The 26646-nt window shown below is 66.5% G+C and carries 25 protein-coding genes and 1 pseudogene; 9 read left to right on the top strand and 17 right to left on the bottom strand.

From position 1 onward, the window contains the following. Positions 1-72: 72 nt before the first annotated feature. From ACOJB8_RS07670 to ACOJB8_RS07625, 10 genes are all read right to left on the bottom strand, one after another. Positions 73-366, bottom strand: coding sequence for a DUF493 family protein (locus ACOJB8_RS07670; protein ID WP_368618097.1), 294 nt, complete (start codon positions 364-366; stop codon positions 73-75). After that, positions 363-1328: a D-amino acid aminotransferase gene (locus tag ACOJB8_RS07665; RefSeq protein ID WP_475011964.1), complete on the bottom strand. Its 966-nt coding sequence runs from the start codon at positions 1326-1328 to the stop codon at positions 363-365. Before ACOJB8_RS07665 ends, ACOJB8_RS07670 begins: the two co-directional genes overlap by 4 nt. Then, on the bottom strand, positions 1325-2629 hold the full coding sequence (locus tag ACOJB8_RS07660; protein WP_475011960.1) for a D-alanyl-D-alanine carboxypeptidase family protein: 1305 nt from the start codon (positions 2627-2629) through the stop codon (positions 1325-1327). The genes ACOJB8_RS07665 and ACOJB8_RS07660 overlap by 4 nt, the downstream gene beginning before the upstream one ends. A gap of 269 nt (positions 2630-2898) precedes the next feature. After that, complete coding sequence (locus ACOJB8_RS07655; protein ID WP_069265093.1) at positions 2899-3531, bottom strand: alpha/beta hydrolase; 633 nt, start codon at positions 3529-3531, stop codon at positions 2899-2901. Positions 3532-3577: 46 nt separating this feature from the next. Next, positions 3578-3904 carry a (2Fe-2S) ferredoxin domain-containing protein gene (locus tag ACOJB8_RS07650; protein ID WP_069265095.1) on the bottom strand — a complete coding sequence of 109 codons (327 nt, stop codon included), beginning with the start codon at positions 3902-3904 and terminating at the stop codon, positions 3578-3580. A gap of 163 nt (positions 3905-4067) precedes the next feature. Continuing rightward, positions 4068-5426, bottom strand: coding sequence for a VanZ family protein (locus ACOJB8_RS07645; protein ID WP_342949558.1), 1359 nt, complete (start codon positions 5424-5426; stop codon positions 4068-4070). Positions 5427-5495: 69 nt separating this feature from the next. Next, positions 5496-6170: an ABC-type transport auxiliary lipoprotein family protein gene (locus ACOJB8_RS07640; protein WP_474636953.1), complete on the bottom strand. Its 675-nt coding sequence runs from the start codon at positions 6168-6170 to the stop codon at positions 5496-5498. A gap of 86 nt (positions 6171-6256) precedes the next feature. Beyond that, positions 6257-7222: an MlaD family protein gene (locus ACOJB8_RS07635; protein WP_069265099.1), complete on the bottom strand. Its 966-nt coding sequence runs from the start codon at positions 7220-7222 to the stop codon at positions 6257-6259. An 82-nt stretch (positions 7223-7304) separates the two neighbouring features. Further along, positions 7305-8186 carry an ABC transporter ATP-binding protein gene (locus ACOJB8_RS07630; RefSeq protein ID WP_475012079.1) on the bottom strand — a complete coding sequence of 294 codons (882 nt, stop codon included), beginning with the start codon at positions 8184-8186 and terminating at the stop codon, positions 7305-7307. Positions 8187-8236: 50 nt separating this feature from the next. After that, positions 8237-9370, bottom strand: a complete 1134-nt coding sequence (locus ACOJB8_RS07625; RefSeq protein WP_475011949.1) for an MlaE family ABC transporter permease — start codon at positions 9368-9370, stop codon at positions 8237-8239. A 331-nt stretch (positions 9371-9701) separates the two neighbouring features. Between ACOJB8_RS07625 and ACOJB8_RS07620 the strand changes: the two genes are divergently transcribed. The 3 genes from ACOJB8_RS07620 (at position 9702) to ACOJB8_RS07610 (ending at position 11726) form a co-directional block, all read left to right on the top strand. Continuing rightward, positions 9702-10613, top strand: a complete 912-nt coding sequence (locus ACOJB8_RS07620; RefSeq protein ID WP_475011948.1) for a biotin--[acetyl-CoA-carboxylase] ligase — start codon at positions 9702-9704, stop codon at positions 10611-10613. Next, positions 10610-11413: a type III pantothenate kinase gene (locus ACOJB8_RS07615; protein ID WP_342949560.1), complete on the top strand. Its 804-nt coding sequence runs from the start codon at positions 10610-10612 to the stop codon at positions 11411-11413. Before ACOJB8_RS07620 ends, ACOJB8_RS07615 begins: the two co-directional genes overlap by 4 nt. Before the next feature lie 73 nt (positions 11414-11486). Then, entirely contained in the window at positions 11487-11726 is a 240-nt protein-coding gene (locus ACOJB8_RS07610) for a hypothetical protein (RefSeq protein ID WP_342949561.1), read from the top strand. 111 nt (positions 11727-11837) lie between these two features. Here ACOJB8_RS07610 and rfaE2 read toward each other — a convergent pair whose 3' ends face one another. The 7 genes and pseudogenes from rfaE2 to ACOJB8_RS07575 all read right to left on the bottom strand — a co-directional run bounded on the left by rfaE2 (position 11838) and on the right by ACOJB8_RS07575 (position 18241). Continuing rightward, positions 11838-12329: a D-glycero-beta-D-manno-heptose 1-phosphate adenylyltransferase gene (rfaE2, locus tag ACOJB8_RS07605; RefSeq protein ID WP_342949562.1), complete on the bottom strand. Its 492-nt coding sequence runs from the start codon at positions 12327-12329 to the stop codon at positions 11838-11840. Positions 12330-12495: 166 nt separating this feature from the next. Continuing rightward, on the bottom strand, positions 12496-13365 hold the full coding sequence (locus ACOJB8_RS07600) for a ferritin family protein (RefSeq protein WP_342949563.1): 870 nt from the start codon (positions 13363-13365) through the stop codon (positions 12496-12498). Positions 13366-13964: 599 nt separating this feature from the next. Next, positions 13965-14183: pseudogene (locus ACOJB8_RS07595) on the bottom strand (patatin-like phospholipase family protein); the annotation flags it as partial. Then, positions 14183-14935, bottom strand: a complete 753-nt coding sequence (locus tag ACOJB8_RS07590) for a PhaM family polyhydroxyalkanoate granule multifunctional regulatory protein (RefSeq protein ID WP_475011939.1) — start codon at positions 14933-14935, stop codon at positions 14183-14185. The pseudogene ACOJB8_RS07595 and the gene ACOJB8_RS07590, both read right to left, overlap by 1 nt. Before the next feature lie 109 nt (positions 14936-15044). Beyond that, a complete protein-coding gene (locus tag ACOJB8_RS07585; protein WP_475011938.1) occupies positions 15045-15869 on the bottom strand; it encodes an enoyl-CoA hydratase/isomerase family protein in 825 nt (274 codons plus the stop codon). A 58-nt stretch (positions 15870-15927) separates the two neighbouring features. Further along, complete coding sequence (locus tag ACOJB8_RS07580; RefSeq protein WP_368682831.1) at positions 15928-17058, bottom strand: ABC transporter substrate-binding protein; 1131 nt, start codon at positions 17056-17058, stop codon at positions 15928-15930. Between the two features lie 190 nt (positions 17059-17248). Next, on the bottom strand, positions 17249-18241 hold the full coding sequence (locus ACOJB8_RS07575; RefSeq protein WP_475011935.1) for a fumarylacetoacetate hydrolase family protein: 993 nt from the start codon (positions 18239-18241) through the stop codon (positions 17249-17251). Between the two features lie 118 nt (positions 18242-18359). Between ACOJB8_RS07575 and ACOJB8_RS07570 the strand changes: the two genes are divergently transcribed. From ACOJB8_RS07570 to metH, 6 genes are all read left to right on the top strand, one after another. Beyond that, positions 18360-19265, top strand: a complete 906-nt coding sequence (locus ACOJB8_RS07570; RefSeq protein ID WP_475011931.1) for an IclR family transcriptional regulator — start codon at positions 18360-18362, stop codon at positions 19263-19265. 119 nt (positions 19266-19384) lie between these two features. Further along, positions 19385-20809 carry a DUF3108 domain-containing protein gene (locus ACOJB8_RS07565; RefSeq protein WP_475011927.1) on the top strand — a complete coding sequence of 475 codons (1425 nt, stop codon included), beginning with the start codon at positions 19385-19387 and terminating at the stop codon, positions 20807-20809. 420 nt (positions 20810-21229) lie between these two features. After that, positions 21230-22018 carry a 3-oxoadipate enol-lactonase gene (gene pcaD, locus ACOJB8_RS07560; RefSeq protein WP_069265121.1) on the top strand — a complete coding sequence of 263 codons (789 nt, stop codon included), beginning with the start codon at positions 21230-21232 and terminating at the stop codon, positions 22016-22018. A 175-nt stretch (positions 22019-22193) separates the two neighbouring features. Next, positions 22194-22451, top strand: coding sequence for a BTH_I0359 family protein (locus ACOJB8_RS07555; protein ID WP_028201771.1), 258 nt, complete (start codon positions 22194-22196; stop codon positions 22449-22451). A 199-nt stretch (positions 22452-22650) separates the two neighbouring features. Continuing rightward, positions 22651-23721, top strand: a complete 1071-nt coding sequence (locus ACOJB8_RS07550) for a homocysteine S-methyltransferase family protein (RefSeq protein ID WP_368618085.1) — start codon at positions 22651-22653, stop codon at positions 23719-23721. A 61-nt stretch (positions 23722-23782) separates the two neighbouring features. Next, on the top strand, positions 23783-26500 hold the full coding sequence (gene metH / locus ACOJB8_RS07545; protein ID WP_342949568.1) for a methionine synthase: 2718 nt from the start codon (positions 23783-23785) through the stop codon (positions 26498-26500). Positions 26501-26646 lie beyond the last annotated feature (146 nt).

Below are 26646 nucleotides of genomic sequence, written 5' to 3'. Positions count from 1 at the left end.
CGCCAGATGCGGCGCCCGATGCAAAAAGGGCCGCATATTGCGGCCCTTTTCGTTCGAACGCCTTCTGCTCGCTTACAGCACGATCTTCACCATCGGATGCCCGGTGAGGGCGCGATAGATGTCGTCGAGATGGGCCTGGCTCGTGGCGCGCACCGTCACGGTGAGGCCCGTGTAGTTGCCGCCGCTCGACGGACGCGTCTCGATGGTCGTGGCGTCGAAGCCGCCGTCGAATTCGCGCAGCACCGTCACGATGGTGTCCTGGAATTCCGGATGCGTCTTGCCCATCACCTTGATCGGGAAGTCGCAGGGGAATTCGATCAGCGATTCTTTCGCTGCGGGGGGGTTTGCCTGCTGTGTCACGTTCATTTCTCCACTTCCTGTAGCTCGGCAACTGCTGCACGCAATGCCTGCGCCTCGCGTTGCTTCGCGCGCTGGTACGCCGCGTGAAGCGCCGCATAGACCGGGCCCGGCTTGCCGCCGCCTACCGGCTTGCCGTCGAGCGCGACGACCGCCAGCACTTCCTTCGTTGCCGAGGTCACGAGAATCTCGTCCGCGTCGCGCAGTTCGGCTTCGGCGATCTCGCGCGCTTCGAAGCGCACGCCGCATTCCTCGGCCAGTTCCTCGATCAGGCCGTAGCGAATGCCTTCGAGAATGCGGTTGCTGCGCGGCGGCGCAAAGAGCGCGCCGTCCTTCACGACCCACACGTTCGACGAGGACGCTTCGGTGAGCCAGCCGTCGCGCAGCTGGATCGTTTCGAACGCGTCGTTTTCCGCCGCGTGCTGCGCCATCAACACGTTGCCGAGCAGCGAGGTCGACTTGATGTCGCAATTGAGCCAGCGCTTGTCTTCAGCCGTCACGCAGCGCACGCCTTGTTCGCGCTGTGCAACGCCCGGCAGCTTGAGCGGATTGACCATCGCGAACACGGTGGGCGTGGCCGCCGCCGGGAAGGCGTGGCCGCGCGGCGCCACGCCGCGCGTCACCTGCACGTAGAAGTTGGCGTGGGCATCGCGCGCGAGCGCACCCGCCGCTTCGTTCGCCTCGATCAGACGCGCGAGGAGCGCGCGCCAGCCTGCTTCGTCGAACGGATTCGCGATGCCGACCTTCTCGAGCGAGCGCTTGAGCCGCGCGAGATGCTGCGCGATGCGAAACGGCACGCGCACCGTGCCTTCATCATCGGCGAGCGCATAGACGGGCACGACTTCGTAAATGCCGTCGCCGAAGATGAAGCCGCGATCGAGCACGGGAATGCGTGCTTCGGAAAGCGGCGTGATCTCGCCGTTGAGCCAGACGAGCGGCTCGGCCGGCTGCGTCGCTGAAGCGGGCGTCATGACTTCTTCTTGTTGACCATGAGCATGAGCGAATCCCACACGCGGCCGACGACACCGGCCTGCGGCACGGCTTCGAGCGCGACGAGCGGAACCTGGGCGAGCACCTTGCCGTCCGCACCCACGAACTTCGCCGAACCGACCTGCTGGCCAACGGCGAGCGGCGCGATCAGCGGGCTGCTGAGTTCGACCTGCGGCTTGGCCTTCTCGGCGGCGCCCTTGGGCAGCGTGACGAACTGATCCTTCTGCACGCCGACCTTTACGGCGTCGAGCGTGCCCTTGTAGATGCGCGGCGTCGCCACGGCCTGGTTCGCCTGATAGATGCGCGTGGTGTCGTATGCGCTATAGCCGTAGTTCAGCATCTTCAGGCTGTCCTGCACGCGGTCGTGTTCCTTCGGCTCGCCCATCATCACCGAAACGAGACGGCGGGAGGCGCCGCCCGCGATCGGACGCTTGGCCGATGCGATCAGGCAGTAACCCGCAGCTTCGGTGTGGCCGGTCTTCAGACCGTCGACGGTCGGGTCGATCCACAGCAGGCGATTGCGGTTCGGCTGCTTGATGTTGTTGTACTTGAATTCCTTGACCGAGAAGATTTCGTAGTACTCGGGATAGTCGCGGATCAGGCGCGCGGAGAGCCTGGCGAGGTCGCCGGCCGTCGTGTAGTGATTCGGGTCGGGCATGCCGTTCACGTCGGCGAAATGCGTGTGCGTCATGCCGAGCTTTTGCGCCTCGGCGTTCATCATGTTGGTGAAATTCGCCTCGCTGCCGCCCACGAGTTCGGCGAGCGCGATGGCCGCGTCGTTGCCCGACTGCACGATCATGCCGTACACGAGGTCATGCACCGAGACCGGCTTGTTGGCTTCGATGAACATGCGCGACTCGTCGTTCTTCACGCGGCGCACGGCTTCGCTCGGCTCGATGATCTGCTCCATCGAGATCTTCTTGCTCTGCAGCGCCTCGAACACGAGGTACGCGGTCATGAGCTTCGTGAGCGATGCGGGCTCGACGCGCTCATCGGCGTTGCCGGAGGCGAGCACCTGGTTCGCGGTCGCGTCGACGAGCACCCACGAGCGCGCGTTCACGCCGGGCGGCGGCAGGCCGCCAAGCACCTGGTCTGCGGCCGCGCCGGCAGACGCCTGCGCCTGCGGCTGTGCCTGCACTTTCGCGCCGGCGGGTGCGGGCGTGCGGGCAAACGCGCTCGCGCTCACGAGAAGTGTGGCGGGCAGCAGCGCTGCGAGCGTGACATTGCGGACGACGGAGGAAGGAACGAAAGAAGACGGTTGGCCGGAGGAGAGAAAACGCATAGGTTCAGGTCGGGCTGAATTGGGACGGGATGAACGTAGCGCGCCATGCGGCGCACGGTCGGTGAAAGCCGGAATGCGGGTGCCGTGCATGCGCCGGTCGCGGCGCAGCAAGCACAAAATTGGCGAACATTATACGCGTCACGTCGTGGCGAATTTTCGCTAAGTCACACGTTTGCGCGTACCTGTCGTGCATTTTTCACGCATTTCTGCCGACATAGGCGAGGTGACGAAGGGCTAGCATCGGGCCCCGAAACTGTGGGGCCGACGCTTCAGCGCCACGCTTCGACGATGATGCGCTTGAGGATATGCAGCTTGCGGTGCAGGAAATGTTCTGCCCCCGGAATCACGACGACCGGCAATTCCTGCGGACGCGCCCATTCGTACACCGAGAGAATCGGCACGGTGTCGTCGAGCTCGCCGTGGATCACCAGCGTGTCGTCGCGCACGGGCGCGACTTCCCAGCGGCTCGCAGCCGTGCCGACGAACACCATGCGCTCGATCGCACCGCCCGCTTCGAGGTAGCGCTTCGCGACGTGCGAGAGCACGAAGGTGCCGAACGAAAAGCCCGCGAGCACGAGCGGCACGTCGGCGTGGCCCGGTTGCGCGCGCATGTAGGCGATGAGTGCGAGCAGATCGTCCTGTTCGCCGATGCCGTTGTCGTGCGTGCCCGCCGTTTCGCCCACGCCGCGAAAGTTCGAGCGATAGGTCGTGTAGCCGAGTTGCACGAGCGTGCGCGCGAGCGTTTGCGCGACCTTGTTGTCCATCGTGCCGCCAAAGAGCGGATGCGGATGCGCGACGAGTGCAATGCCGCGCGGTGTCGTGCCGGCGTCGGGCACGTCGAGCGCGCACTCGATCTTGCCGACGGGACCGTCGATCTGAAATTTTTGTGTCTGGGCGTTCATCGTGCGGCAGTCCTTACGGGTACTGTTTGGCCGTGCATTGGAGCAATCAGCGATCGATTTTCAGGCGCTCGACCACCTGGCCGTTCTGCAGATGCGAGACGACGATTTCGTCGATGTCGCTCTCGTCGATATACGTGTACCACGTGCCTTCCGGATACACGACGACGGCCGGGCCCTCCTCGCAGCGATCGAGACAGCCCGCCTTGTTGATGCGCACCTGGCCGGGACCGGCGAGGCCCAGCTGCTTCACGCGCTTCTTCGCGTACTCCTGCATGGCCTGTGCGTTGCAATTCGCGCAGCTCGGGCGGTCCGCGCCGGGGTCGCGCTGGTTCAGGCAGAAAAAGACGTGGTACTTGTAGAACGAATCGGTCATGGCGTGGGGCACCGGTGAGTGTCGCGCAGTGAGCGCGGGCTTGCTGAAAGCGTGTGGCCCGCCTTGGCGGCAATACATTGCGTGGCGCGCGAGCGTGGCTGCGCGGCGATCCGGTCGATTATAGCGAGCGCGGCGTGAACGCTCTTGCGAGCGCCGCGCGCCCTCACCGGTCGTGGCGAGCGCGCTTCGCGGCCCGTCGCGCGCGCCGCACGAGCCACGCGCGTTCGAGCGAGAACGCCGTCCATGCGAGCGCGGCCCAGGGCCACGTCCATGCGAGCCAGCGCGCGAGGCCGTTGAAGTGCAGGTAGCGGCCCTGGCGCCAGTCCGCGAGCACGACGTCGAAATACGGATTCACGGGCAGCACATTCACGAACACGAGGGCCGCCGCGAGTGCGAGCGTCGCCGCCGCGGCGCGCACGACGCGCGGCAGACGCAAGGCGAGAAACGCGAGCAGCGTGCCCCACACGAGGCCCGCGAGCGCCCCCGGCGTCGCCCAGTCGAAAATCAGGCCGCTTTGCGACTGCAGAAAGGTCGCGCCTACCTTGACGACGAGTGTCACCGCAATCAGCGCAATGACGAGCCGCGCGCGCGGCGCCCGCGAGCGCATGGGGAGCGTCGCGAACGCCGCCGCGCCGAACAGGTTCAGCGTCGTGACGATCGCCTCCCAGCCGCTATCGGGCAGGCGCGCGGCGAGCATGTCGGGTAGCGAGCGCAGATGCCAGGCGGCAGGCGTCCAGGCAATCACGGCGTCCTGCATCGAGCCGTCGAGGCGCTGCCAGAGCGCGCGCGCCCACTCGCCCAAGCCGAAGAGGCGCGGCGTAGGGTACATCGTCGCGAACGGCCAAAGCCCCGCGAGCACCATCAGCACGGCCGCGTCGCGCTCGAACCAGCGAAAGCGCAGGCGGCGCAGGAAGCCGCGCTCGAGCAGCGCGCCGGTGGCGGGCGCCGCCACGAGCGCGCCGAGCAATGCGCCGAGCGCGTTCGAGGCGAGATCGAGATTGGACGCCACGCGCGTGGGCAGCCAGGTCTGCACGGCCTCCATGACGCCCGAAAGCAGCGTGCCCGCAATGGCGGCGAGCAACACGGCGAGCCAACCGCGCCAGCGCGGCCACGCGGCGAGCACGACGAGCGCGCCGAACGGCATGTAGCCGAGCACGTTGGTGACGATGTCGAAAACCGTCCAGTAGCGTGGCCACGGATCGCCCAGATAGGCGAAGGGACTGAGGCCGAGCGAGCGCCAGCCGGAGAACGGATACCACGAGCCGTAGACGATCAGCGCGGTGTAGAGCGCGAGTGCCTGGCGCGAGAGCGTCGAGGCCTGGCGCGGCAGCGGCTCGCGTGCGGCGGCAGGCGATGGCGCTGGCGCTGACGACGCGGGCGTGTCGCCGCTGGCGATCGCACCGCGTTCGTCGCCAGCGCCCTGGCCGTTGCTTTGGCCACCGCTTTGACCACCCTCGTCGCCGTCCATCCCGCGCCGCCCGCCGTGCGGGGCGCGCAGCCGGAGCCGTCCCGCTTCGATCATGCCGCTATCCCGCCCTTGCCCCCGATGTCACGCCGCACATCGCAATCGCGCGACGCCTCTCTATATCCCTCAAGGCGTGCCCGCGAACGACTGCGTGCTCAGCCACGCGCCCACTTGATTGGCGAAATCGTCACTGGCCGCCTGCAGCGCACGCACGCCGCCCGCGGCGTCGGGCGTGGGCGCCGGCGCGCGCGTGGCGAACGAGCGCTGCGCCAGCACCCTGCCGCCCTGCATGAGCGTTGCGCGCGCAGCCAGCACGCCCGCGCTTTGCGTCGGGCTCTCGAACACCTGCTCGAACTCGTACAGCTCGACCTTGAGCATCGGCGCCTGCACGGCGTCACCGCCGGCGAGCACCGTCGCGTGCGCGCCGAGCGACGTGCGCAGGCGTTCCGTGAGCAGCCGCGCGGGCGACATCGTCCAGCGGCTGTTCGCGTAGCGCGCCGTGCGCTGCGAGTCGAAATTCATCCGGTAGAGGATGCCGTCGTTATCGAGCGGCGGCGGCGCGCTCACCGCCAGCACCTTCAAAAGCGGCCTGGCACCCGGCGCGCCGGGCGCCGTCGGGGCGGCCTGGGCGCCAGGCGCTTCCTGCGACGACTGCAGGCCGAGGTCGTAGCGAGCCTCGTTGATCGCCGGATTGCTCGCACAGGCGGCGAGGAGCGCACCGAGCGCGAGCGCCGCCAGCCAGGCTGAGCCGGCCGCTGCAGCGCGTTGCATCGATGGTGGCAGGCGTGATGTGCGTGACATTGCGTTTCCTTCTTTGGCGCGCGGCGCATGCGCCGCGCGAAGTGCATCGAATGGTGTCGCGTAGGACCGTCAGGCAGCGGCGCGGCCTACCTCGTCCCCGCAGTAGCCGGCCACGCAAATCCCGCCTCGCCGGGCCCGGGCGCCGGCTGCGGCGCGCCGCCGAACAGCACGCTGCGCGGGCTCGTGCTGAAGGTGCCCGCCGCGCGGTCCACGGCGCGCATGGCCGAGCGCACATCGTCGGTGAGCGAGTCGACGCGCGGCAGCGTGTCGTAGCCCACGCGCGCCGACAGGTCCTGGATCGAGGTGTCGATCGAGGTGAGCGCCGCGCCGGCCTGGGCCGCCGCCGTGCCGGCCTTGTTGAGGTTGGTCTGGAACGGGCCGTCCGGGCGGTTCATGCTCGTGATCAGCGTGTTGGTCGACTGCAGCGTGTGCTGCAGCTGCGTCACCGCGCCCGGTAGCTGCTTCGTGGCGGGCTGGAGCTGCTCGGCGAGCACGTTCACGCTGCTCGCGGCCTGCTGCAGGCTGTTCACGGCCTGCATCACCTGCTTGCGGTTGTCCTCGGAGAGCATTTCGTCGATGTCGCCGGCAATGTTGTCGAGCTTGCGCAGGAGCGCGTCGCCGCGGCGCTGGAGCTGGTCGAGCAAGCCCGGGCGCAGCGGCAGCTCGGCCACGCGCGCTGGCGAAGAATGCAACGGCGAGAGGTCCACGCCGTTGTCGTCGAGCTGCACGAACGCGATGCCCGTCACGCCCTGCAGCGCGAGCGAGCCGAAGGTGGAGCGCGTCATCGGCGCCTTCTGGTCGACGAGAATGCGAATGCGGATCTGGCCCGGATGCTGGGTATCGAACTTGATCGACTGCACCTTGCCCACGTCGATCCCACGAAACCGCACCGCCGCGTCCGGATAGAGGCCCGTCACGCTCGAGCGCGAAATGAGGTCGTACGGCACGCGCACGGCCCGATCGGCGCTGAAGAAGACGACGACAAGCGCGATCACGATGAGCAGCCCTATCGTGAACATGCCCGCCCAGAACGCATGCGGTTTGTTTTCCATCGTCAGATTCCTTCTTTGGCGGCCGCGGCGCGCCGGTTGAGCCGGTCGGGCCGATCGAGCCGGATAGCGGCGCGCGCGGGCCCTACCACGGCTTGTACCCCACGGCTGCGGGAGCGAGCGCCGCCGGCGGCAGCTTTGCGCGCCGCTCGGGCGGCAGCGCCTGGAGCGCGCGGCGACCGCGCATGCCCAGAAAGTACTCGCGGATGAACGGATGATCGACGCTCGCCGCCTCTTCCACGGGCGCCGCCACGAGCACCCCGCGCTCGGCGAGCACGGCCACGCGCGTGGAGAGCGCGACCATGGCGTCGAGGTCGTGCGTGACGAGCACCACCGTGAGCCCCAACGCCCGGTGCAGCGTGCTGATGAGCTCCACCACTTCGTCGGAGGAGCGCGGGTCGAGCCCGGCCGTGGGTTCGTCGAGAAAGAGCAGCTCCGGCTCCAGCACGATCGCGCGCGCGAGGCCCACGCGCTTGATCATGCCGCCCGAGAGCGCGGCCGGCATTTTTGACGCGTGCTTGCACGGCAGCCCGACCATTTCGAGCTTGAGCATCACGATGTCGCGCAGCAGGCCGGCCGGCACCTTGCCGAGTTCGCGCACGGGCTGCGCGATGTTGTCGAACACCGTGAGCGACGAGAACAGCGCGCCCTGCTGGAACAGCATGCCGGTGCGCGTGCGCATGAGGCGCGCACGCTCGGCGTCGATGGTCGAAATGTTCTCGCCGAACATCTTGATGGTGCCCGAGGTCGGCTTCTCGAGCCCGAGGATCTGGCGCACGAGCGTGGTCTTGCCCGAGCCCGAGCCGCCTACCAGCGTGACGATCTCGCCACGGCGAATTTCCAGGTTCAGATGCTGATGGACGACGTTGCGCCCATAGCGCTTCGAGAGGTTGTGGACCTCGATCACCGGCTCGCCGATGGTCGGCAGCGGCAGATCCTGCGCGACCTCCTTGAGCGGCGTGGTGATCGTGCCGGTCGTTTTCGTCTCGATCGTCGTAACCGTCGTGCCAGTCGTGCTCATGAAAGCCCCACGTTCTGGAACAGGATCGCGAACACGGCGTCGGCGAGGATCACGATCGTGATCGACGTGACGACCGACGTGGTCGTGCCCTCGCCCAGGCTCTGCGAATTCGCCTTGATGCGAAAGCCGAAGTGACAGCCCACGATCGCCACCAGCATGCCGAACGCCACTCCTTTGCCGAGGCCGATCCAGAGATTGGCGATCGGCACGACGCTGGGTATCGAGCGCATGAACCACGAAATGTCGATGCCCAGCACGATCTTCGCCGCGATCGCGCCGCCTAGCAACGCAATGATGTCGGTCCAGATCACGAGCAGCGGCATTGCGATGCCGAGCGCGATCACCCGAGGCAGGATCAGACGCAGGCCGTGCGAGATGCCCATCACGCGCATGGCGTCGAGTTCTTCGGTCACGCGCATCACGCCGATCTGTGCCGTGATGGCAGAGCCCGAGCGCCCCGCCACGAGAATCGCCGAGAGCACGGGCCCGAGTTCGCGGATCACCGCAAGGCCGAGGATATTGACGATGAACTGGTTCGCGCCGAACAGGCGCAATTGCTGCGCCGAGAGGTACGACAGCACGATGCCGATCAGAAACGCGACGAGCGCCGTAATCGGCAGCGCGCGCGCACCGGCGTTGTAGATGTTTGCCGAAATCTCGATCCATGGCGTGACCTTGGGCTTGCGCACCACGAGCAGCAGATCGAGGATCACGCGCCCGAACATGGCGATGCCGCCGTACAGGTGGTCGAAGAACGAGAAGATCGCGAGGCCGAGCTGCGTGACCGGATCGATGCGCACGATGCGCTCCGCCGGCTCGCGCACGGAGTCGAGCAGGGCGATGCGCTCGAAGATGTCGCGCTGCGTTTGCGTGAGGTCGACGAGGTCGGCCGGCAGCTTGTGGCCCCAGACGCGCCAGAGCGCCTGGCCGCCGACGTGATCCATGCGCTCGACGCCCGAGAGGTCCCAAGCGCCCACGCGCTCTTCGGCGAGCGCACGCAGACGGCGCGCGGCGCCGCCCTGATCGCGGTCGCGCGCGAGCGCGAGCGCCGTCCACTGGCCAGACAGGCGCACGGTCTTTCCGTGGGTGCCGGCCGAGACTTCAAGGCCGGGCGGCGTGTCTTGATTCAAGGGTAAGCACTCGACGGACGGGGTGAGCAAACATTGTAGCGAACGCGCCCCGTTTCGTCGGTCCGAAAGCGCACGGTTGGCTTTCAGACACGAGGCGAACTGTGGGCAACTCTCTGGATAACTTGTGGACTGCCTGTGGGCGGCCTGTGAATTGCCTAAAGATTGGGCAAATTGCGGGGAATCGACGGGGGGCGATTGCCACCGTCACCCTGTGGACGATTCCGTGGATAACCTGTGGGCTGCCTGTGGGTGGCATGTGAATTGCCCACATTTCGGGTCGAAACCAGCGTTGCGGGCTGCTACCCGCGCCTCAGCCACTACAATATGAGACATGAATGCGACGCCCCCCACCCCCGAGACTCCGAGCGCCGGCGACTGGCGCATCGACCGCAACCGCGCGATCACGCTGTTCGGCCCGGCCGCACACGACTGGCCCATCGAGATCGTCGAGGAAACCGGCTCGACCAACGCCGACCTCATGGCGCGCCTGAAGGCGCTGCCGCAAAAGCGCGACGCCCTCGCACGCCCGATCGTGCGCGTGGCCTATCTGCAGACGGCCGGCCGGGGCCGGCGCGGCCGCACCTGGGTCGCGCAGCCCGGCGACGCACTGCTGTTCTCGATCGGCTGCGTGCTGCCGCGCCCGATCGAAGGGCTTGCGGGCTTGAGCCTCGCCGTCGGCTCGGCGTTGGTGGACGGCCTGCGCACGCTGCCCGTCACGGCGCCCGGACAAATCGCGCTCAAGTGGCCCAATGACGTGCTGCTCGAAGGCGACAAGCTGGTGGGCATCCTCGTGGAAACCGCCTGGACCACCGCCGACGCCACAGCGGTCGTGATCGGCATCGGCACGAACGTGCGCGGCGAAGATGCGCTCGCCGCCAGCGTCGAGGCGCTCAACGCCGCGGGCGGCAGCGCGGCAGTCGTGCCCGGCACGACGCCCACGGCGCTTTCGCGCGCGTGGCCGAACGCCAATCTCACCGACACGCTCGCCGCCGAACTCAACGCACTCGAAGCCGCGCTGCAACGCTTCGGCGCGGCGGGCTTTGCGCCCTTCCAGGCGCGCTGGAACGCGTGCCACGCGTACGCGGGCCGCGAGGTCGCCATCTACGAGCAGGGCAAGGAACTGCTGCGCGGCACCGCTGCCGGCGTGGACGAGCGCGGCCAGTTGATCCTCGATACGCCGAACGGGCGCGAGACCGTCACGGCCGGCGACGTGTCGCTGCGGCTCGCGGACAGCGGCGCATGAGCCGCGGCCCCTTCCTCCTCATCGATGCAGGCAACAGCCGGATCAAATGGGCGCTCGTCGCGCGGGATGGGTCGCGCCTGCACGCGGGAACGATGGATCATGTGCGCGACGACGGCGCGCAATCCGCGCCCATCGCTCATGAAGCTGGAAGCAGCGAAGAATGGGCGACGCTGCCCCGGCCCGCCGGCGCGTGGATATCGAACGTCGCGGGCGCGGCGGTGGGCGATCGCCTCGGCGCGCTGGTCGAGACGCACTGGCCGGGACTCCCGCGCATCGTGGTGCGGGCCTGCGCGCAGCAGTGCGGCGTGACGAACAGCTATGCCACGCCCGACGCGCTCGGCAGCGACCGCTGGGCCGGCATGATCGGCGCGCACGCCGCCTATCCGGACGAGCCGCTCCTGATCGCAACATTCGGCACGGCCACCACGCTCGAAGCGCTGCGCGCCGACGGCACCTTCGTGGGCGGCATGATCGCGCCGGGCTTCACGCTCATGATGCGCTCGCTCGGCGAGCACACTGCGCAGCTGCCCGTGGTCGCCGGCGGCATGGCGAGTGCTGCCCAGCCAGGCATCGCTTTCGCCACCGACACGCGAAGCTCGATTGCGGCGGGCTGTGCGCTCGCGCAGGCCGCGCTCATCGAGCGCGCCTGGGCGGATCTACAGGATGCGTGGAGAATGCCAGTGCGGCTCGTGGTGAGCGGCGGCGCAGCGGCCGAAGTGACAGCGGCGCTCAAGGTGCCGCATACTCGCCACGATGCACTGGTGCTGTCGGGCCTGGCGCTCATCGCGGCGCAGTCCTGAGACGCGCGTCACCCGCGCGCCGCTTACATCCGGCCCTGAAACTGAACGAACGTTTTCGAAGGAGCTTCACACGATGCTGCGCTGGCTGATCGCCATTCTGATTCTCGCCAACGGCCTGGCCTTTGCGGCCATTGGCGGCGTGTTCGGCCCGACGCCCTCGTCGGGTTCGCGCGAAACCCAGCACCTGAACCGGCAGATCCACCCCGAGCGGCTCGTGGTGAAGCCGATCCGACCGTCCGAATCGGCCGACGTGCCGACCGTCGGCGGCCCGGTGACGGTACCGTCGGTGCAGGCGTCGACCCTCACGCAGTAAGCGACAGCTCAAACGCAACCGGCCGGGGGGCGGGCGCGCCCAGGCATTGGGCGGCCCGGCCTCCGGCCGGTTTTGCATCGTCCGCCACATCGTGCGGACGTACGTCGCGACTTACTTCGATCCTTCCTGCGCGCGCACTTTCTGCAGCAGCTTCGTCGTGGAGCGGTCGTGCTCGAAGGCGATCGCGAGCGCCCGACCGCCCCAGCCGCGCACCAGCGCCGACTCGGGCAGCGCGTCCATGTCGTAGTCGCCGCCCTTCACGAGAATGTCCGGGCGCAAGGCTCCGATCAGCTCGACGGGCGTTTGCTCACCGAACTGCACGACCCAGTCCACGCTCTCCAGCGCCGCCAGCAGCGCCATGCGGTCGTTCTCGTTGTTGATGGGGCGGTCATCGCCCTTGCCGAGCATCTTCACCGACGCGTCGCTGTTCACGCCGACGATCAGCGTGGCGCCCAGCGCCTTCGCATCGGCGAGATAGGTGACGTGTCCGCGGTGCAGGATGTCGAAGACGCCATTGGTGAACACCACAGGGCCGGGCAGCGAGGCGCGCAGTTGCGCGAGCGCCTCGCGGGTCGTGATCTTGCGTTCGAAGGAAGCGGGCATGGAATGAGGCTCGGATAAAAAATAGGCGCGGATCGATTTGGGCGTGCCGCATTGAGCAAGCCAGTGAGACGCGCGCCAATGAAAACGGCCCGTCACGCGAAAAGCGCTTCGGGCCGTCCCGGTCGCGGCGCGCCACGAGAGCACGCACGCGAGATGTCCCGGCGCGTCAGGCCGGCTGTTGCGTGCCTTGCTCGGCCTGCAGGCGCTGCACCACTTCCTTGCGATAGCGGTTCAGTTCCTGCGCCGTGGTGAACGTGCGCTCGAACAGGATCGAGAGGTTGTGCAGAATGCGCTCGATCACCTTCTTCTCCCAGCCGTCGTCGAAACAGATCTGCTCGTCGAGCCAGCGCTCGAGCCATTCCGGGTCGGGCAGGCGCGACTGCACGGTGTCGCGCGGGAACAGCGCCTGGTTCACGTGCAGATTCGTCGGGTGCAGCGGCTTTTCGGTGCGGCGCGCCGAAGCCATCAGCACGCCGATCTTCGCGAACGCCGCGCGCGCGACGTCGCCGAAATTGTTGAGCGCCTTCTTCATGTAGCGCAGATAGGCGCCGCCGTGGCGCGCTTCGTCGCGCGAAATCGTTTCGTAGATGGCCTTGATGACCGGCTCCGTGTGCCATTCGGCGGCACGGCGATACCAGTGGTTCAGGCGGATTTCGCCGCAGAAGTGCAGCATGAGCGTTTCGAGCGGCGGCGCCGGGTCGAACTCGAAGCGCACGGCGTGCAACTCTTCTTCCGTCGGCACCATTTCCGGCTTGAAGCGGCGCAGGTATTCCATGAGCACGAGCGAATGCTTTTGCTCCTCGAAGAACCACACGCTCATGAACGCCGAAAAGTCGCTGTCGTGATGGTTGTCGCGCAGGAACATTTCCGTGGCCGGCAGCGCCGACCATTCGGTGATCGCGTTCATCTTGATGGTCGCCGCCTGCTCATCGGTAAGGAGCGACGCATCGAACTTGTCCCAGGGAATGTCCTTTTCCATGTCCCATCGGACCGATTCGAGCGATTTGTAAAGTTCCGGATAAAGCATCGTGTTCATAGTCCCGCCCCTGATCTGCGCAAAACGCGCGCATGACGAATTCGTAGCGTGCCGCGTGCCCGCATACAACGCGGCCGCGCAGGCAAAAAGCATTTAATTTTACGCGGTATCCGGCCCTCTGGACGCAATCGCAGACCGGCGAACGCAACACGCGTTGCCCCACGACAATCCAGCCAACCGGAATGAAGGCGCCGTCGTGGATTCTGGGTAGCTGCTCCGTTCCTCGAACCCGGCCGCCTGATACCGCTGATCACTACCGATACCGGCAAGGCATGCAAGCCATCGCCGCGCGGCTATGCGACACAATGCCGCATTCTCGCACCCCACGTCGACGTCTTTTTGACACACCTGCTGGCTGATTTTCCAATGGGCCGACATCCCGCCCGTCAAGGCCGTGGAACCTGCGCGGCGGAGCGTCGCAACGCCGTCCGCAACTCCCACAAATGACCGGAAAAACCTTACACAATAATAGCATGCCGATGTTTCAGTTCCGCCGCGCCCCGAAATCCATGATCGCGCCGTCTGTCGGAGCTTTGAGCCAAGTCAAAAGAACGTCGCTTTGAGCGAGCGTGTCGTGGTCACCCAGCTCGATCAATTCAGCCTTCGCCGAAATATTCGTGGCGGCCGTCGAGTTCGAGACGCACGGCCGGGAACACCAATGGAATCGCCGCCGAAGCGAGCAAATGCGCGGGCGTGAGCGCGACCATGCGCGCGGTGCGTTGCACGCGCCGCCACGACAACCGGCTTGCACCTGGTAGAACGTGACGTGCCGCCCCGACGAATAGCTGCGCCGTGACGGCGAGCGCCGCGGCGCGCCTTATTCGGGCTGCGCCGGCGCCTTCTTCGCGCCGCGCGGCGCGCTGCGGCCTGCGCCGCCGCTGTTGCCATTGCCGTTGCCGTTGCCGGTGTTGCTGCTCCGCTTGGCGGCGCTGCTGCGTTTGGCCGTGGCGGCTTCGGTCTTCGCCTGCGCCTCGCTCACCGCTTGCGCCGCCGCTTGCGCGGCCTGCGCCGCGGCGGCGGGCTGCGCCATCGCGAATTGCGCAAGTTGGTTGAACTGCGCCTGGACGAGATTCCACCACGAACCCGCGTCGAAGCCCGGCGGCGCGGCTGCCGCACCTTCGGACGCAGCGCCTGCGTTCGCGGCCTCGGGCTCGGTAGCCCGCTCGCGCGCGGCGCCCGCTCTCGGCGCTTCGGATTCGGCGTGCGTCGGCGTCATCTGCGCCTGCGCGAACGCGCCGAACGCACGCAGCGTGGTGAGCGTGGCGCGCTGTACCTCGAGCGCCTGGATGGCGGACTGCAACATACCGAGATTGAGCTTCAGCCACTGCTCGACGGCGCGCAGATCGGTGATCCGCTTGTCGAGTTCCTCGATGTTGGTGAGCGGCGTCATCATGTCGGTCATCATCGAAAGCGGCGGCCCAAAGGCTTGCGCCACGCCCGGTTCGCCGCCCGGAAACGCGCCGCCGAACGGCGTGAGGCGCATCATCCCCCACATCTGGTCGAGCATTTCGGCGGGCGGAAAGCCCGGAAAACCCGGGAACGGCGGCATGTTGCCTGCTGAGTCGGTCATGCGGTACTCCCTCGCATAGATAGGTGGTCAAATGCGCGCGCGTGGGCGGCACGAAACGATCTCTTCGATGATAGCGCGCGTAAAACCAGAAATCGGCAGAAAGCGCGAATCAGAATGGATCGCCGCCCGGAAACTCCGGCGCGCGCCGCTCGCGCAGCGACTTCACGCCTTCGCGCACATCGGGTCCCGCGAAGCCCATGAATTCGAGCGCGAGCGACGTGTCGAAGTTCGGCCCCGCCATGCGCAGCCAGTTGTTGAGCGCGTACTTGGTCCAGCGCAACGCGGTTTGCGAACCGTTGGCGAGGCGCTTCGCCACTTCGAACGCTTTCGGCAGCAAGTCGTTCTCGTCCACGGCGAGCGAGACGAGGCCGATGCGCTCCCCCTCCTCGCCGCTCACCGGCTCGCACAGCAGCAGGTAATACTTCGCCTTCGCCATGCCGCACAACAGCGGCCACACGATCGCCGCGTGGTCGCCCGCCGCGACGCCCAGGCGCGTATGGCCATCGATGATGCGCGCCGTTTTGGTGGCGATGGAAATGTCGGCCAGCAGTCCCGCGACGAGCCCCGCGCCCACCGCCGGACCGTGCATGGCCGAGACGATCGGCTTGCCGCAGTTGATCACGTTGTAGACGAGGTCGCGCGCCTCGCGCCACACACGCGCGCGCACGTCGAAATGCGTGGCCATGTCCTCGACGAGCTGCAAGTCGCCGCCCGCCGAAAAGCCCTTGCCCTCGCCGCGAATCACGGCGACGCGCGCGTCGGGATCGCGGTCCACGTCGCGCCAGATTTCGGCGAGTTCGCGGTGCATGTTGGCGTCGGCGGTCGCGAGGCCGCTCTTGTTCGTGCCCTCGCCGCTCATCACGATCTCGACGATGCCGTGCTCGTGCCGCCGCACGCGCAGAGCATGATATTGGGCGTAAAAAGGATCGTTCATGGGCGGACTCCTTTGCTTCGGATTGCTGATTACGTGAAAGCGATGGCAGTGCCGCTCATCAATGCGGCTGATACATCCACTTGCCATCGTGGATCTCGACCATCACGCGCGCTCGCGCGTCGAGGCCGAGGTGATCGGTGGCGCTCATGTTGACGACGCCATTGGTGTCATGCAGCCCGTGCGTCGCTTCGAGCGCGTCGCGCAGCGCGCGGCGAAACGCGGGCGTGCCGGGCGCTGCCGACTTGAGCGCGACGGGTATCGCGTTCTGCAGCAGGAGCCCCGCGTCCCACGTGTAGGCGCCGAATGCCGACACGGTGCCCGCGCCGTTACGGGCCTCGTAACGCGAAATATAGTCGAGCGCGAGGCGCCGGCCGGGCTGGTCCTCGGGCAGTTGCGCCGCCACCAGCACCTGGCTTGCGGGCAGGAAGGTGCCGTTGCAGTCGGCGCCGCACACGCGCAGGAAGTCGCGGTTGCCCACGCCGTGGTTGTGATAGATGACGCCCTTGTAGCCGCGCTCCTTGAGCGCCTTGGGCGGCAGCGCGGCGGGCGTGCCGGCCGCCCCGACCACGACGGCATCGGGGTGCGCCGCGACGATCTTGAGGACTTGCCCCGTCACGCTCGGGTCGGTGCGATTGAAGCGCTCGTTCGCGACGAGCTTGATGTCGTGCTGCTGCGCGGCCTTCGCAATCTCGGCGTAGAACGTCTCGCCGAGCGCGTCGGCCTGGCCGATATAGGCGAGCGTCTTCACGTTGTGCGCGGCTGCGTGCTCCATGATCGCGCCGGCCATCATCGCGTCGGTTTGCGGTGTCTTGAACATCCAGTGGCGCTTGTCGTCGACGGGCTCGATGATCTTCGCCGACGAAGCGAGCGAGATCGTGGGCGTCTCGCCTTGCGCGATCACGTCGAGCATCGCGAGCGAGTTGGGTGTGATCGACGAGCCGATGATCGCATCGACATGCTGCTCGTCGATGAGCTTCTTCGTGTCCTGCACGGCCTGGGTCGTGTCGGACGCGTCGTCGAGCACGATGTACTGAACTTTCTGACCCGCGATCTCGGTGGGGAACATCGCGGCGGTGTCGCGCGCGGGAATGCCGAGCGAGGCGGCCGGACCCGTGAGCGAAAGCACGAGACCGATCTTGACCTGCGCGAGCGCGAACGTAGGCACACAGACAGAAAAAAGCAGGGCGATGCGTACAGCAAGACGGCTGGGGCGAGAAGCGTTCACGGTGTCTCCTTGTCGTTTTACGTTCGGATGCTGCGTGCTTCTACGGCTCGTACCTTGACTGCTCTGCCCGATGCGCTCGAAGAAAAAGGGCGTTCGCCAGTGTAGCCGCACGCGTGGCGCGCGGCATCCGGCGAAACCCTTCAGCGTTTGCGTGTCAATGCTCGCCGTGGAGCGACGCCACGGCCTGATCGATCGCGCCGAAAATCGACTTGCCCGCTTCGTCGAGCATCTCGATCTTCACGCTGTCGCCGAACTTCATGAACTCGGTGCTCGCCTGTCCGCTTTCGATCGTTTCGAGGCAGCGCTTCTCGGCAATGCAACAGTAGCCGCGCTTTGTGTCCTTGTTCGAGACCGTGCCCGAACCGACGATGGCGCCCGCGCGCAGATTGCGCGTTTTCGCAGCGTGCGCGATCAGCTGGCCGAAGTGGAACACCATTTCCGTGCCGGCATCGGGCTGACCCACCTTCTTGCCGTTCCAGTGCACGATGAGCGGCAGGTGCACGCGCCCTTCGCGCCAGTGCTCGCCGAGCTCGTCGGGCGTGACCATCACCGGCGCGAATGCGCTGGCCGGCTTGCTCTGGAAAAAGCCGAAGCCCTTCGCGAGTTCCGCGGGAATGAGATTGCGCAGCGAGACGTCGTTGACGAGCGCAACGAGCCGCACGGCCCGCAGCGCTTCGTCGGGGCTCGCGCCCATCGGCACGTCGCCGGTCACGACGGCCACTTCGGCCTCGAAGTCGATGCCGAACGCCTCGGACGCGCACACGATGTCGTCGCACGGCCCGATGAAGTCGTCGCTGCCGCCCTGGTACATGAGCGGGTCGGTCCAGAATTCGGCGGGCATCTCGGCGCCGCGCGCGCGCCGCACGAGTTCGACGTGATTCACGTACGACGAGCCATCCGCCCATTGGTACGCACGCGGCAGCGGCGCCATGCAATCGCGCGCGTCGAAGCTGAACGCGTTGCGCGCGCGCCCGTAGTTGAGCGCGTCGTACAGTTCGGCGAGCTGCGGCGCGTAAAAGCGCCAGTCGTCGAGCACGCGCTGCAGCGTGGGTGCGATCGCGTCGGCAATGGCGGCGCTGCGCAGGTCGCGGGAAACGACGATCAGCTGGCCGTCGCGGGTGCCGTCCTTCAGCGTGGCAAGTTTCATGGAATCAGACGTGAGTGACGATAAGGGAAATGTATTCTACGATGGTGAATCGGCGGGCCCCAAGCGGGCGTGCCGCAAGCCCCCAGTCGCCGTACGTTTGAACACCACAACGCATCCCATGCCGCCAACCGTCCGATCCGCCTCGCCGCGCGCGAGCGCCCCAGACGCCACGAGCGCCGAAGATCTCGCCGACACCCACGACACCGCCGAAGCTGCGGAAGGCGCCGAAGCCGGCGAAGAAAAACTGCGCTCGGGCATCCAGTCGATCGAAGTGGGGTTTCGCCTGCTCGAAGTGCTCACGAACGAACCGCGCGCGATGATGCTGCGCGACCTCGCGCAGCGCGCGGGCATGAGCCCCGCGAAGGCGCACCGCTATCTCGTGAGCTTCATGCGCCTTGGCGTGGTCGCGCAGGACCCGCTCTCGGGGCGCTACGAACTGGGCGGCTTCGCGTTGCAGCTCGGACTCGCGCGTCTCGCGCGCGTGGACGGCGTCAAGCTCGCGCGCCTCGCGCTCACCGAATTGCGCGACGCGCTCGACATCACCGTGGGCATCGCCGTGTGGGGCAACCAGGGGCCGACCGTCGTGCACTGGCTGGAGTCGAGCCACCCCGCGAAAGCGTCGCTCAAGCTCGGCGATGTAATGCCGATGCTCAGTTCCGCCACGGGCCTGCTGTTCGCCGCCTACCTGCCGCGCAGCAAGACGGCCCCCATGATCGAGCGCGAACTCGCGGGCGCGCAGCAGTACTCATACGGCTCGACGCCGCGCACGGCCGATGCGCTCGAACAGGCGCTCGCGGAAGTGCGCGAGCATGGCGCTGCCCGCGTGGAAGGCATGTTGCTGCCGACCATCCACGCGTTCTGCACGCCCGTGTTCGATGCGAGCGGCGAACTCGCGCTCGGGCTCATCGCGCTCGGTCACGAAGGCGCGTTCGATATCGCCTGGAACGGCGTCGTGGACACCGCGCTGCGCGCGTGCGCCGAAAAACTGTCCTACGAATTGGGGTACAGTCCAACGCCGCGCTGAGGGCTGTGTCCCCGGGGCCGGCACACATGTGACCCTGCTCGCGCGCGTCTGCGATTCTGCAAGCACCCGGCGGGTTGTGTCACATTAACGTACGACCGATACCGACTCACGAACCGCCGATGTCCACGCCAGCCGCCCCGCGCGAGGCACGCCGCCGCCTCGACACCGACTCACGCACGCCGCAGCGCATGCGCGCGTGGCGCTGGGTCGGTATGTTCGTCGCGGTCACGGCGCTGCATTGGCTCGCGGCCGAATGGTTCGAGCGGCATCACGGCGCGCCGCCGCCTGTCGCGCACGTGCGCGTGCCGGTGCAAGTGGCGCTCCTCAAACCCGAGCGCATCGAGCGCGAGGCCAAGCCCGCGGGCCCCGCGGCAGCGCCCGCGCATGCCGCGCCCAAAGCCGCACCGAAGCCTGCCGAGCCGCACACGCTGCACGCGGTGACGCCGCCCAAACCGCACCCCAAAGCGCCGGCTGCGCCGCCGGATACGCAGGCGGCGTCCGCGCCCGCAGCCGCGTCGCCAGCCAGCGCGAGCGCCGCCGGCACCAGCGGGACCGCTGGCACGGCGCCCGGCAACGGCAAGCAGCCTTCGGCGCAAGCCACGCAGGCCTCGCACGGACTGAAGTTTTCGGTGCCCCCATCGGGCGAACTGCAGTACGACACGTTCTATAACGGCGTGCGCAATCAGCCCGGCACGATCCACTGGTCGAGCGACGGGCAGCGCTACGAGATGGTCGTGCGTGTGCCCCTGCCCTTCGTCGGCGAGTTCAGCTGGACGAGTAAGGGCCGTGTGGACGCCTTCGGCCTCGCACCCGATCAGTACATCGAAAAGCGCGGCCATCGCCCTTCGGATGTGACGGTTTTCAATCGCACCGACAAGCAGATCGTGTTCACGCGCACGCCGAACTCGCTCGCGCTGCCCGATGGCGCGCAGGACCGCTTCAGCATGGTGATGCAGCTTGCGAGCCTCGTGCGCGGCGACCCCGACGCGTACAAGCCCGGCGTCACGCGCGAGTTCTATGTCGCGGACAACGACAGCGGCGAGACCTGGCCCATCACCACGATCGGCGACGAAACCGTGAGCACGGATCATGGCTACGTCACCGCGCGCCACTTCATGCGTCTGCCGCGTCGCGAGGGCGACAAGCGGCGCATCGACGTGTGGCTCGCGCAGTCGCTCGGCTGGTTGCCCGTGCGCCTCGTGCAAACCGAACCGAATGGCAACCAGTTCGAACTGGTGTGGCGTGGCGCACTCACGGTGCCGAGCGCATCGAACGCGCCCGCGCCAGCGCCCGATTCTGCGGCGGCCGCAACCGCCCCGGCGCCCAGCGCGGCACCCGACACAACATCGGCACAATCGGCAACACCGGAGGCGGCGCCGGCTTCTGCGCCTGCTGCATCACAAGCGCAACCGCAACCGTCTGCGCAGCCGGCGCCACCCGCCAATTTGCAGACAGAACAGCCAACAGAATCACCGCCTCAACCGTCTACTGGCGATGCGCAACCCTCATCCGCTTCGCCAGGCCCGGCGCCCGAGCATCCCTGAGCGCGCAAGCGCACGCACCACTCGATCCGGACGGCCCGCTTCACAACACAAATTCGCGAAATAGCGCATACTGGAATCGAGCCATGCGTCAAGGATCGCAAGGCATCGCGCGCATCACGAAGGGCCAAAGAACAAGCAGACGAAACACGGCAGCACGACGCCGCGCGCAAACAACGGACCAGTGAACGGACCGACAAACGGACCAGCACGAACAAACCGATACACCGCTGCACAAGACGGACAAAATCGGCACGACACAATAAACAGCGCAGCAAACAGGGACGCGACACACAAGCTAACGAACATCGCATCGCGCATCGTCTGCGCGCGCCAGGCGCGCGGATTGCTCCACCAGCATCGCGTGCATGCAGTACCTCGCAAACGGCTTGACTCCCAGCCTGGAAGGCGAAGGAGGAACCCATGCAAGTGACTGTCAATGGCATCGATACGCACTATGTCTTCGACGACAGGAGCGGTGGGCCCGCGCTGGCGTTCATTCACCAACTGGGCGGCGACCTTGGCGTGTGGGACACGCTCGCCGGACATTTCCGCCACCGCCACAGCGTACTGCGCTATGACGTGCGCGGCCACGGCGCGAGCGCCGTCGCGAGCGAGCCTTTCGGCTTCACAGAACTCGCCGCCGACCTCGATGCGCTTTTCGACGCCACTGGCATCGAGCATGCGCATCTCGTGGGCATGTCGATGGGCGGCATGATCGCGCAGCAGTTTGCGCTCGATTTCCCGGAACGCGTGACAACGCTCACGCTTTGCGACACGGCGAGTCATACGCCGCCACAAGCGCGCGAAACATGGAACGAGCGCGCCGCCACAGTACGCAGCGAAGGCCTCGGGGCGCTCGTCGACGCAACGATGGCACGGTGGTTCACCGCCGACTTCCGGCATGCGCATGCGCCGACTGTCGAGCGCATTTGTGACGTTTTATTACGGACCCCTTCAGAAGGTTATGCGATGGCCTGCGAGGCGCTACGCGATTTCGACGTGCAAAAGAGGCTCGCGCAACTGCGCGTGCCGACGCTCGCAGTCGCGGGCCGCCACGACAGCGGCACGCCGGTGGCCATGACGCAGGCCCTTGCAAGCGCGATAGAAGGGTCGCATTTCGTGGTGCTCGATGCCGCACATCTGGCCCCGGTAGAGGAGTCGCACCGTTTCACCGCTTTGCTAGAAACGTTTCTCAAACAGTTGGTCTAAGTAGTTCGAAGTAAAAGCATCATGGCAGTGGCAGCAGACGCAGTTGAGAAGTGAAGTAAAAAAGGGAGAGCAGTCCACATAAGAGGTGATGCGGGACCCACCCCTTGAATTCCAGAACGGACGCTCCATGTATTGACCGAGAAGGTCAGGGAGCACAGGAAAAAGGAGTGTCGCCATGCAAATGATCTACAACAGTCCCAACTATTGCGTCGTCGAGTTCCCACCGCAGGACGGCCACAGCGCGATGCGCGCGGGCGGCTACGAGATCGTCGACAAAAACGCACGCCGCGAGATCTTCATCGACGGCGTGATGGCGGCACGTTTTCGCGAAGACGTGCAAAAGCTGATGGACGAAGACCAGTCGCTCGACGAAGTCGACGAATTCCTCGGACAGTTCGACAGCCTCATGCAGCAACCCGTCGTGCTTCACTGACGCTAGCGCACCCCGCGGCACTCAACGCGCAGCGTCCTTCACACGAAACCCCGTCCGGCTTGCCCGGCCGGGGTTTTCTTTTGGCCGTCCGGCGCGCGCCACAGCGGTTGCCTGCGCGCGACGCCGCCCGCAGCGGCGCGTTGCCGCAGCGGCTACAATGTGGGGTTTCCCAGTTCAACCGGCACCACGCCCGCGATCCATGAACCAGCCCGCAGCCCTTGCCCCGCGCTCCGCCGGGGACGCCAAATACACGCGCGGCGCAGCGCTTCCCGCGCTGCTCGCCTCGCGTATCGTGATCCTCGACGGCGCGATGGGCACGATGATCCAGCGCTACAAGCTCGACGAAGCCGCCTATCGCGGCGAACGCTTCAAGGACTACCCGCGCGATATCAAGGGCAACAATGAACTGCTCTCGCTCACGCAGCCGCAGATCATCAGCGAGATTCACGAGCAGTATCTCGCGGCGGGCGCGGACATCATCGAGACCAACACGTTCGGCGCGACCACGGTGGCCCAGGACGACTACGGCATGGGCGATCTCGCCATCGAGATGAACGTCGAGTCGGCGAAGCTCGCGCGCGCCGCGTGCGCAAAGTATTCGACGCCGGACAAGCCGCGCTTCGCCGCGGGCGCGATCGGGCCAACGCCGAAAACGGCAAGCATCTCGCCCGACGTGAACGATCCGGGCGCGCGCAACGTCACGTTCGAAGAACTGCGCAATGCGTACTACGAGCAGGCGAAGGCGCTCATGGACGGCGGCTGCGACCTCTTCCTCGTCGAGACGATCTTCGACACGCTCAACGCCAAGGCCGCGCTGTTCGCGCTCGACCAGCTTTTCGAAGACACGGGCGAGAATCTGCCGATCATGATCTCGGGCACCGTCACCGATGCATCGGGCCGCATTCTCTCGGGCCAGACCGTCGAAGCGTTCTGGAATTCGCTGCGCCACGCGAGACCGCTCACGTTCGGCCTGAACTGCGCGCTGGGCGCGGCGCTCATGCGCCCGTACATCGCCGAGCTTGCGAAGCTCTGCGACACCTACGTCTCGTGCTATCCGAACGCGGGCCTGCCCAACCCGATGAGCGACACAGGCTTCGACGAAACGCCCGCCGATACCTCGGCACTGCTCAAGGAATTCGCGAGCGCCGGTCTCGTGAACGTGGCGGGCGGCTGCTGCGGCACGACGCCCGAGCACATCGCGGCCATTGCCAAAGCGCTCGCCGAGGTCAAGCCGCGCCGCTGGCCCGGCCAGTATCGCGACGCCGCCTGAAGGCAATTTCGACCGCTGCTTCCGAGTCCCGCCCCCACACCCTACGATCCGGTCCCACGCCATGACTGACCATACCCTGCGCCTTTCCGGCCTCGAACCCTTCAACGTGACCGAAGGCACGCTGTTCATCAACGTGGGCGAGCGCACCAACGTGACCGGCTCGAAGGCTTTCGCGCGGATGATTCTCAACGGGCAGTTCGACGAGGCGCTCGCGGTTGCGCGCCAGCAGGTCGAAAACGGCGCACAGGTCATCGACGTCAACATGGACGAAGCCATGCTCGACTCGAAGGCGGCCATGGTGCGCTTCATGAACCTCATTGCCTCCGAGCCCGACATTGCGCGCGTGCCGATCATGATCGACTCGTCGAAGTGGGATGTGATCGAGGCGGGCCTGCAATGCGTGCAGGGCAAGGCCATCGTCAACTCGATCTCGCTCAAGGAAGGCAAGGAGCAGTTCGTGCATCACGCGAAGCTGATTCGCCGCTATGGCGCGGCGAGCGTGGTGATGGCGTTCGACGAGCAGGGCCAGGCCGATACATTCGCGCGCAAGACCGAGATCTGCAAGCGCTCCTACGACATCCTCGTGAACGAAGTGGGCTTCCCGCCCGAGGACATCATCTTCGACCCGAACATCTTCGCGGTGGCCACGGGCATCGAGGAGCACAACAACTACGCGGTGGACTTCATCGAAGCCACGCGCTGGATCAAGCAGAACCTGCCCTACGCGAAGATCAGCGGCGGCGTGTCGAACGTGTCGTTCTCGTTCCGCGGCAACGACCCCGTGCGCGAAGCGATCCACACCGTGTTCCTCTACCACGCCATTCAGGCCGGCATGGACATGGGCATCGTGAACGCGGGCCAGCTCGGCGTGTACGCCGACCTCGACGCCGAGTTGCGCGAGCGCGTGGAAGACGTGGTGCTCAACCGCCGCGCCGACGGCACCGACCGTCTGCTCGAGATCGCCGACAAGTTCAAGACCGGCGCCGCGAAGAAGGAAGAGAACCTCGAGTGGCGCAACCAGGCGGTCGAAAAGCGTCTTGCGCACGCACTCGTGCACGGCATCACGAACTTCATTGTCGAGGACACCGAAGAAGCGCGCGAGAAGATCATGGGCGGCGGCGGCCGCCCGATCAACGTGATCGAAGGCCCGCTCATGGACGGCATGAACATCGTCGGCGACCTGTTCGGCCAGGGCAAGATGTTCCTGCCGCAGGTCGTGAAGTCGGCGCGCGTGATGAAGCAGGCCGTGGCCCACCTCATTCCGTTCATCGAGGAAGAAAAGCGCCTGCTCGCCGAGTCGGGCGCCGACGTGCGCGCGAAGGGCAAGATCGTCATCGCGACCGTGAAGGGCGACGTGCACGACATCGGCAAGAACATCGTGTCAGTGGTGCTCCAGTGCAATAACTTCGAAGTGGTCAACATGGGCGTGATGGTCCCGTGCAACGAGATCCTCGCGAAGGCCAAGGTCGAAGGCGCGGATATCGTCGGCCTCTCGGGGCTCATTACGCCGTCGCTCGAGGAAATGGCTTACGTTGCGAGCGAAATGCAGCGCGACGACTACTTCCGCATCAAGAAGATTCCGCTGCTCATTGGTGGCGCGACCACCTCGCGCGTGCATACGGCCGTGAAGATCGCGCCGCACTACGAAGGTCCGGTTGTGTACGTGCCGGACGCGTCGCGTTCGGTTTCGGTGGCGTCGAGCCTGCTGTCGGACGAAGGCGCGGCGAAGTACCTCGACGAGCTCAAGGCCGACTACGAGCGCATTCGCGACCAGCACGCCAACCGGAAGGCGACGCCGCTCGTGACGCTCGAAGAAGCGCGCGCGAACAAGACGAAGATCGACTGGGCGAACTTCCAGCCCGTGAAGCCGAAGTTCATCGGCCGCCGCGTGTTCAAGAATTTCGACCTGAACGAACTCGCGAATTACATCGACTGGGGTCCGTTCTTCCAGACGTGGGATCTCGCCGGCCCCTATCCGCAGATCCTCAACGACGAGATCGTGGGCGAGTCGGCACGCCGTGTGTTTTCCGACGCGAAGTCGATGCTTTCGCGCCTGATTCAGGGCCGCTGGCTGCAGGCCAACGGCGTGATCGCGCTGTTGCCCGCGAACACGGTGAACGACGACGACATCGAGATCTACACCGACGAGTCGCGCAGCGAAGTCGCGCTCACGTGGCGCAATCTGCGCCAGCAGTCGGTGCGCCCGGTGGTGGACGGCGTGATGCGGCCGAACCGGTCGCTTGCCGACTTCATCGCGCCGAAGGACTCGGGCGTGGCGGACTACATCGGCATGTTCGCGGTGACGGCAGGCATTGGCGTGGACGTGAAGGAAGCGCAGTTCGAGAAGGACCACGACGACTACAGCGCGATCATGCTCAAGGCGCTCGCGGACCGCTTCGCGGAAGCGTTCGCCGAAGCGCTGCACGCACGCGTGCGCCGCGACCTGTGGGGCTATGCGGCGAGCGAAACGCTCGACAACGACGCCCTGATCGCCGAAAAGTACGCGGGCATTCGCCCGGCGCCTGGCTACCCGGCCTGCCCGGATCACCTCGTGAAGCGCGACATGTTCGACTTCCTGCAGGCGGGCGAGATTGGCATGAGCGTGACGGAATCGCTCGCCATGCTGCCGGCCGCGAGCGTTTCGGGCTTCTATCTCGCACACCCGGACAGCACGTATTTCTCGGTGGGCAAGATCGGCCAGGACCAGCTCGCCGACTATGCAAAGCGTATGTCGCTCTCCGACGAGGACGCCCGCCGCGCGCTCGCGCCGCAGCTCTAGGCCGCACGGCGCGCCGCCCTCGCGGCGCGCTTTTCCCCGTTGCGCTACCCCCTGTTGTCGCCGCCCGACATACGCCATCCGGCAAGGTGAAGATTACGCGCGCGCGATTTTTCGGCTTTGTAAGATGGCCCGGCAAGACCCGGTAT

This window comes from Paraburkholderia sp. BR10141 (genome assembly GCF_056155635.1).
The sequence above is the reverse complement of the archived record's forward strand: the minus strand, read 5'-3'. Positions and strand labels throughout refer to the sequence as shown.

Excerpts from the sequence above, each read along its gene's own strand:
- ACOJB8_RS07670 (WP_368618097.1), bottom strand. The coding sequence starts at position 366 with ATGAACGTGACACAGCAGGCAAACCCCCCCGCAGCGAAAGAATCGCTG.
- ACOJB8_RS07665 (WP_475011964.1), bottom strand. The coding sequence starts at position 1,328 with ATGACGCCCGCTTCAGCGACGCAGCCGGCCGAGCCGCTCGTCTGGCTC.
- ACOJB8_RS07660 (WP_475011960.1), bottom strand. The coding sequence starts at position 2,629 with ATGCGTTTTCTCTCCTCCGGCCAACCGTCTTCTTTCGTTCCTTCCTCC.
- ACOJB8_RS07655 (WP_069265093.1), bottom strand. The coding sequence starts at position 3,531 with ATGAACGCCCAGACACAAAAATTTCAGATCGACGGTCCCGTCGGCAAG.
- ACOJB8_RS07650 (WP_069265095.1), bottom strand. The coding sequence starts at position 3,904 with ATGACCGATTCGTTCTACAAGTACCACGTCTTTTTCTGCCTGAACCAG.
- ACOJB8_RS07645 (WP_342949558.1), bottom strand. The coding sequence starts at position 5,426 with ATGATCGAAGCGGGACGGCTCCGGCTGCGCGCCCCGCACGGCGGGCGG.
- ACOJB8_RS07640 (WP_474636953.1), bottom strand. The coding sequence starts at position 6,170 with ATGTCACGCACATCACGCCTGCCACCATCGATGCAACGCGCTGCAGCG.
- ACOJB8_RS07635 (WP_069265099.1), bottom strand. The coding sequence starts at position 7,222 with ATGGAAAACAAACCGCATGCGTTCTGGGCGGGCATGTTCACGATAGGG.
- ACOJB8_RS07620 (WP_475011948.1), top strand. The coding sequence starts at position 9,702 with ATGAATGCGACGCCCCCCACCCCCGAGACTCCGAGCGCCGGCGACTGG.
- ACOJB8_RS07615 (WP_342949560.1), top strand. The coding sequence starts at position 10,610 with ATGAGCCGCGGCCCCTTCCTCCTCATCGATGCAGGCAACAGCCGGATC.
- ACOJB8_RS07610 (WP_342949561.1), top strand. The coding sequence starts at position 11,487 with ATGCTGCGCTGGCTGATCGCCATTCTGATTCTCGCCAACGGCCTGGCC.
- rfaE2 (WP_342949562.1), bottom strand. The coding sequence starts at position 12,329 with ATGCCCGCTTCCTTCGAACGCAAGATCACGACCCGCGAGGCGCTCGCG.
- ACOJB8_RS07600 (WP_342949563.1), bottom strand. The coding sequence starts at position 13,365 with ATGAACACGATGCTTTATCCGGAACTTTACAAATCGCTCGAATCGGTC.
- ACOJB8_RS07590 (WP_475011939.1), bottom strand. The coding sequence starts at position 14,935 with ATGACCGACTCAGCAGGCAACATGCCGCCGTTCCCGGGTTTTCCGGGC.
- ACOJB8_RS07585 (WP_475011938.1), bottom strand. The coding sequence starts at position 15,869 with ATGAACGATCCTTTTTACGCCCAATATCATGCTCTGCGCGTGCGGCGG.
- ACOJB8_RS07575 (WP_475011935.1), bottom strand. The coding sequence starts at position 18,241 with ATGAAACTTGCCACGCTGAAGGACGGCACCCGCGACGGCCAGCTGATC.
- ACOJB8_RS07570 (WP_475011931.1), top strand. The coding sequence starts at position 18,360 with ATGCCGCCAACCGTCCGATCCGCCTCGCCGCGCGCGAGCGCCCCAGAC.
- ACOJB8_RS07565 (WP_475011927.1), top strand. The coding sequence starts at position 19,385 with ATGTCCACGCCAGCCGCCCCGCGCGAGGCACGCCGCCGCCTCGACACC.
- pcaD (WP_069265121.1), top strand. The coding sequence starts at position 21,230 with ATGCAAGTGACTGTCAATGGCATCGATACGCACTATGTCTTCGACGAC.
- ACOJB8_RS07555 (WP_028201771.1), top strand. The coding sequence starts at position 22,194 with ATGCAAATGATCTACAACAGTCCCAACTATTGCGTCGTCGAGTTCCCA.
- ACOJB8_RS07550 (WP_368618085.1), top strand. The coding sequence starts at position 22,651 with ATGAACCAGCCCGCAGCCCTTGCCCCGCGCTCCGCCGGGGACGCCAAA.
- metH (WP_342949568.1), top strand. The coding sequence starts at position 23,783 with ATGACTGACCATACCCTGCGCCTTTCCGGCCTCGAACCCTTCAACGTG.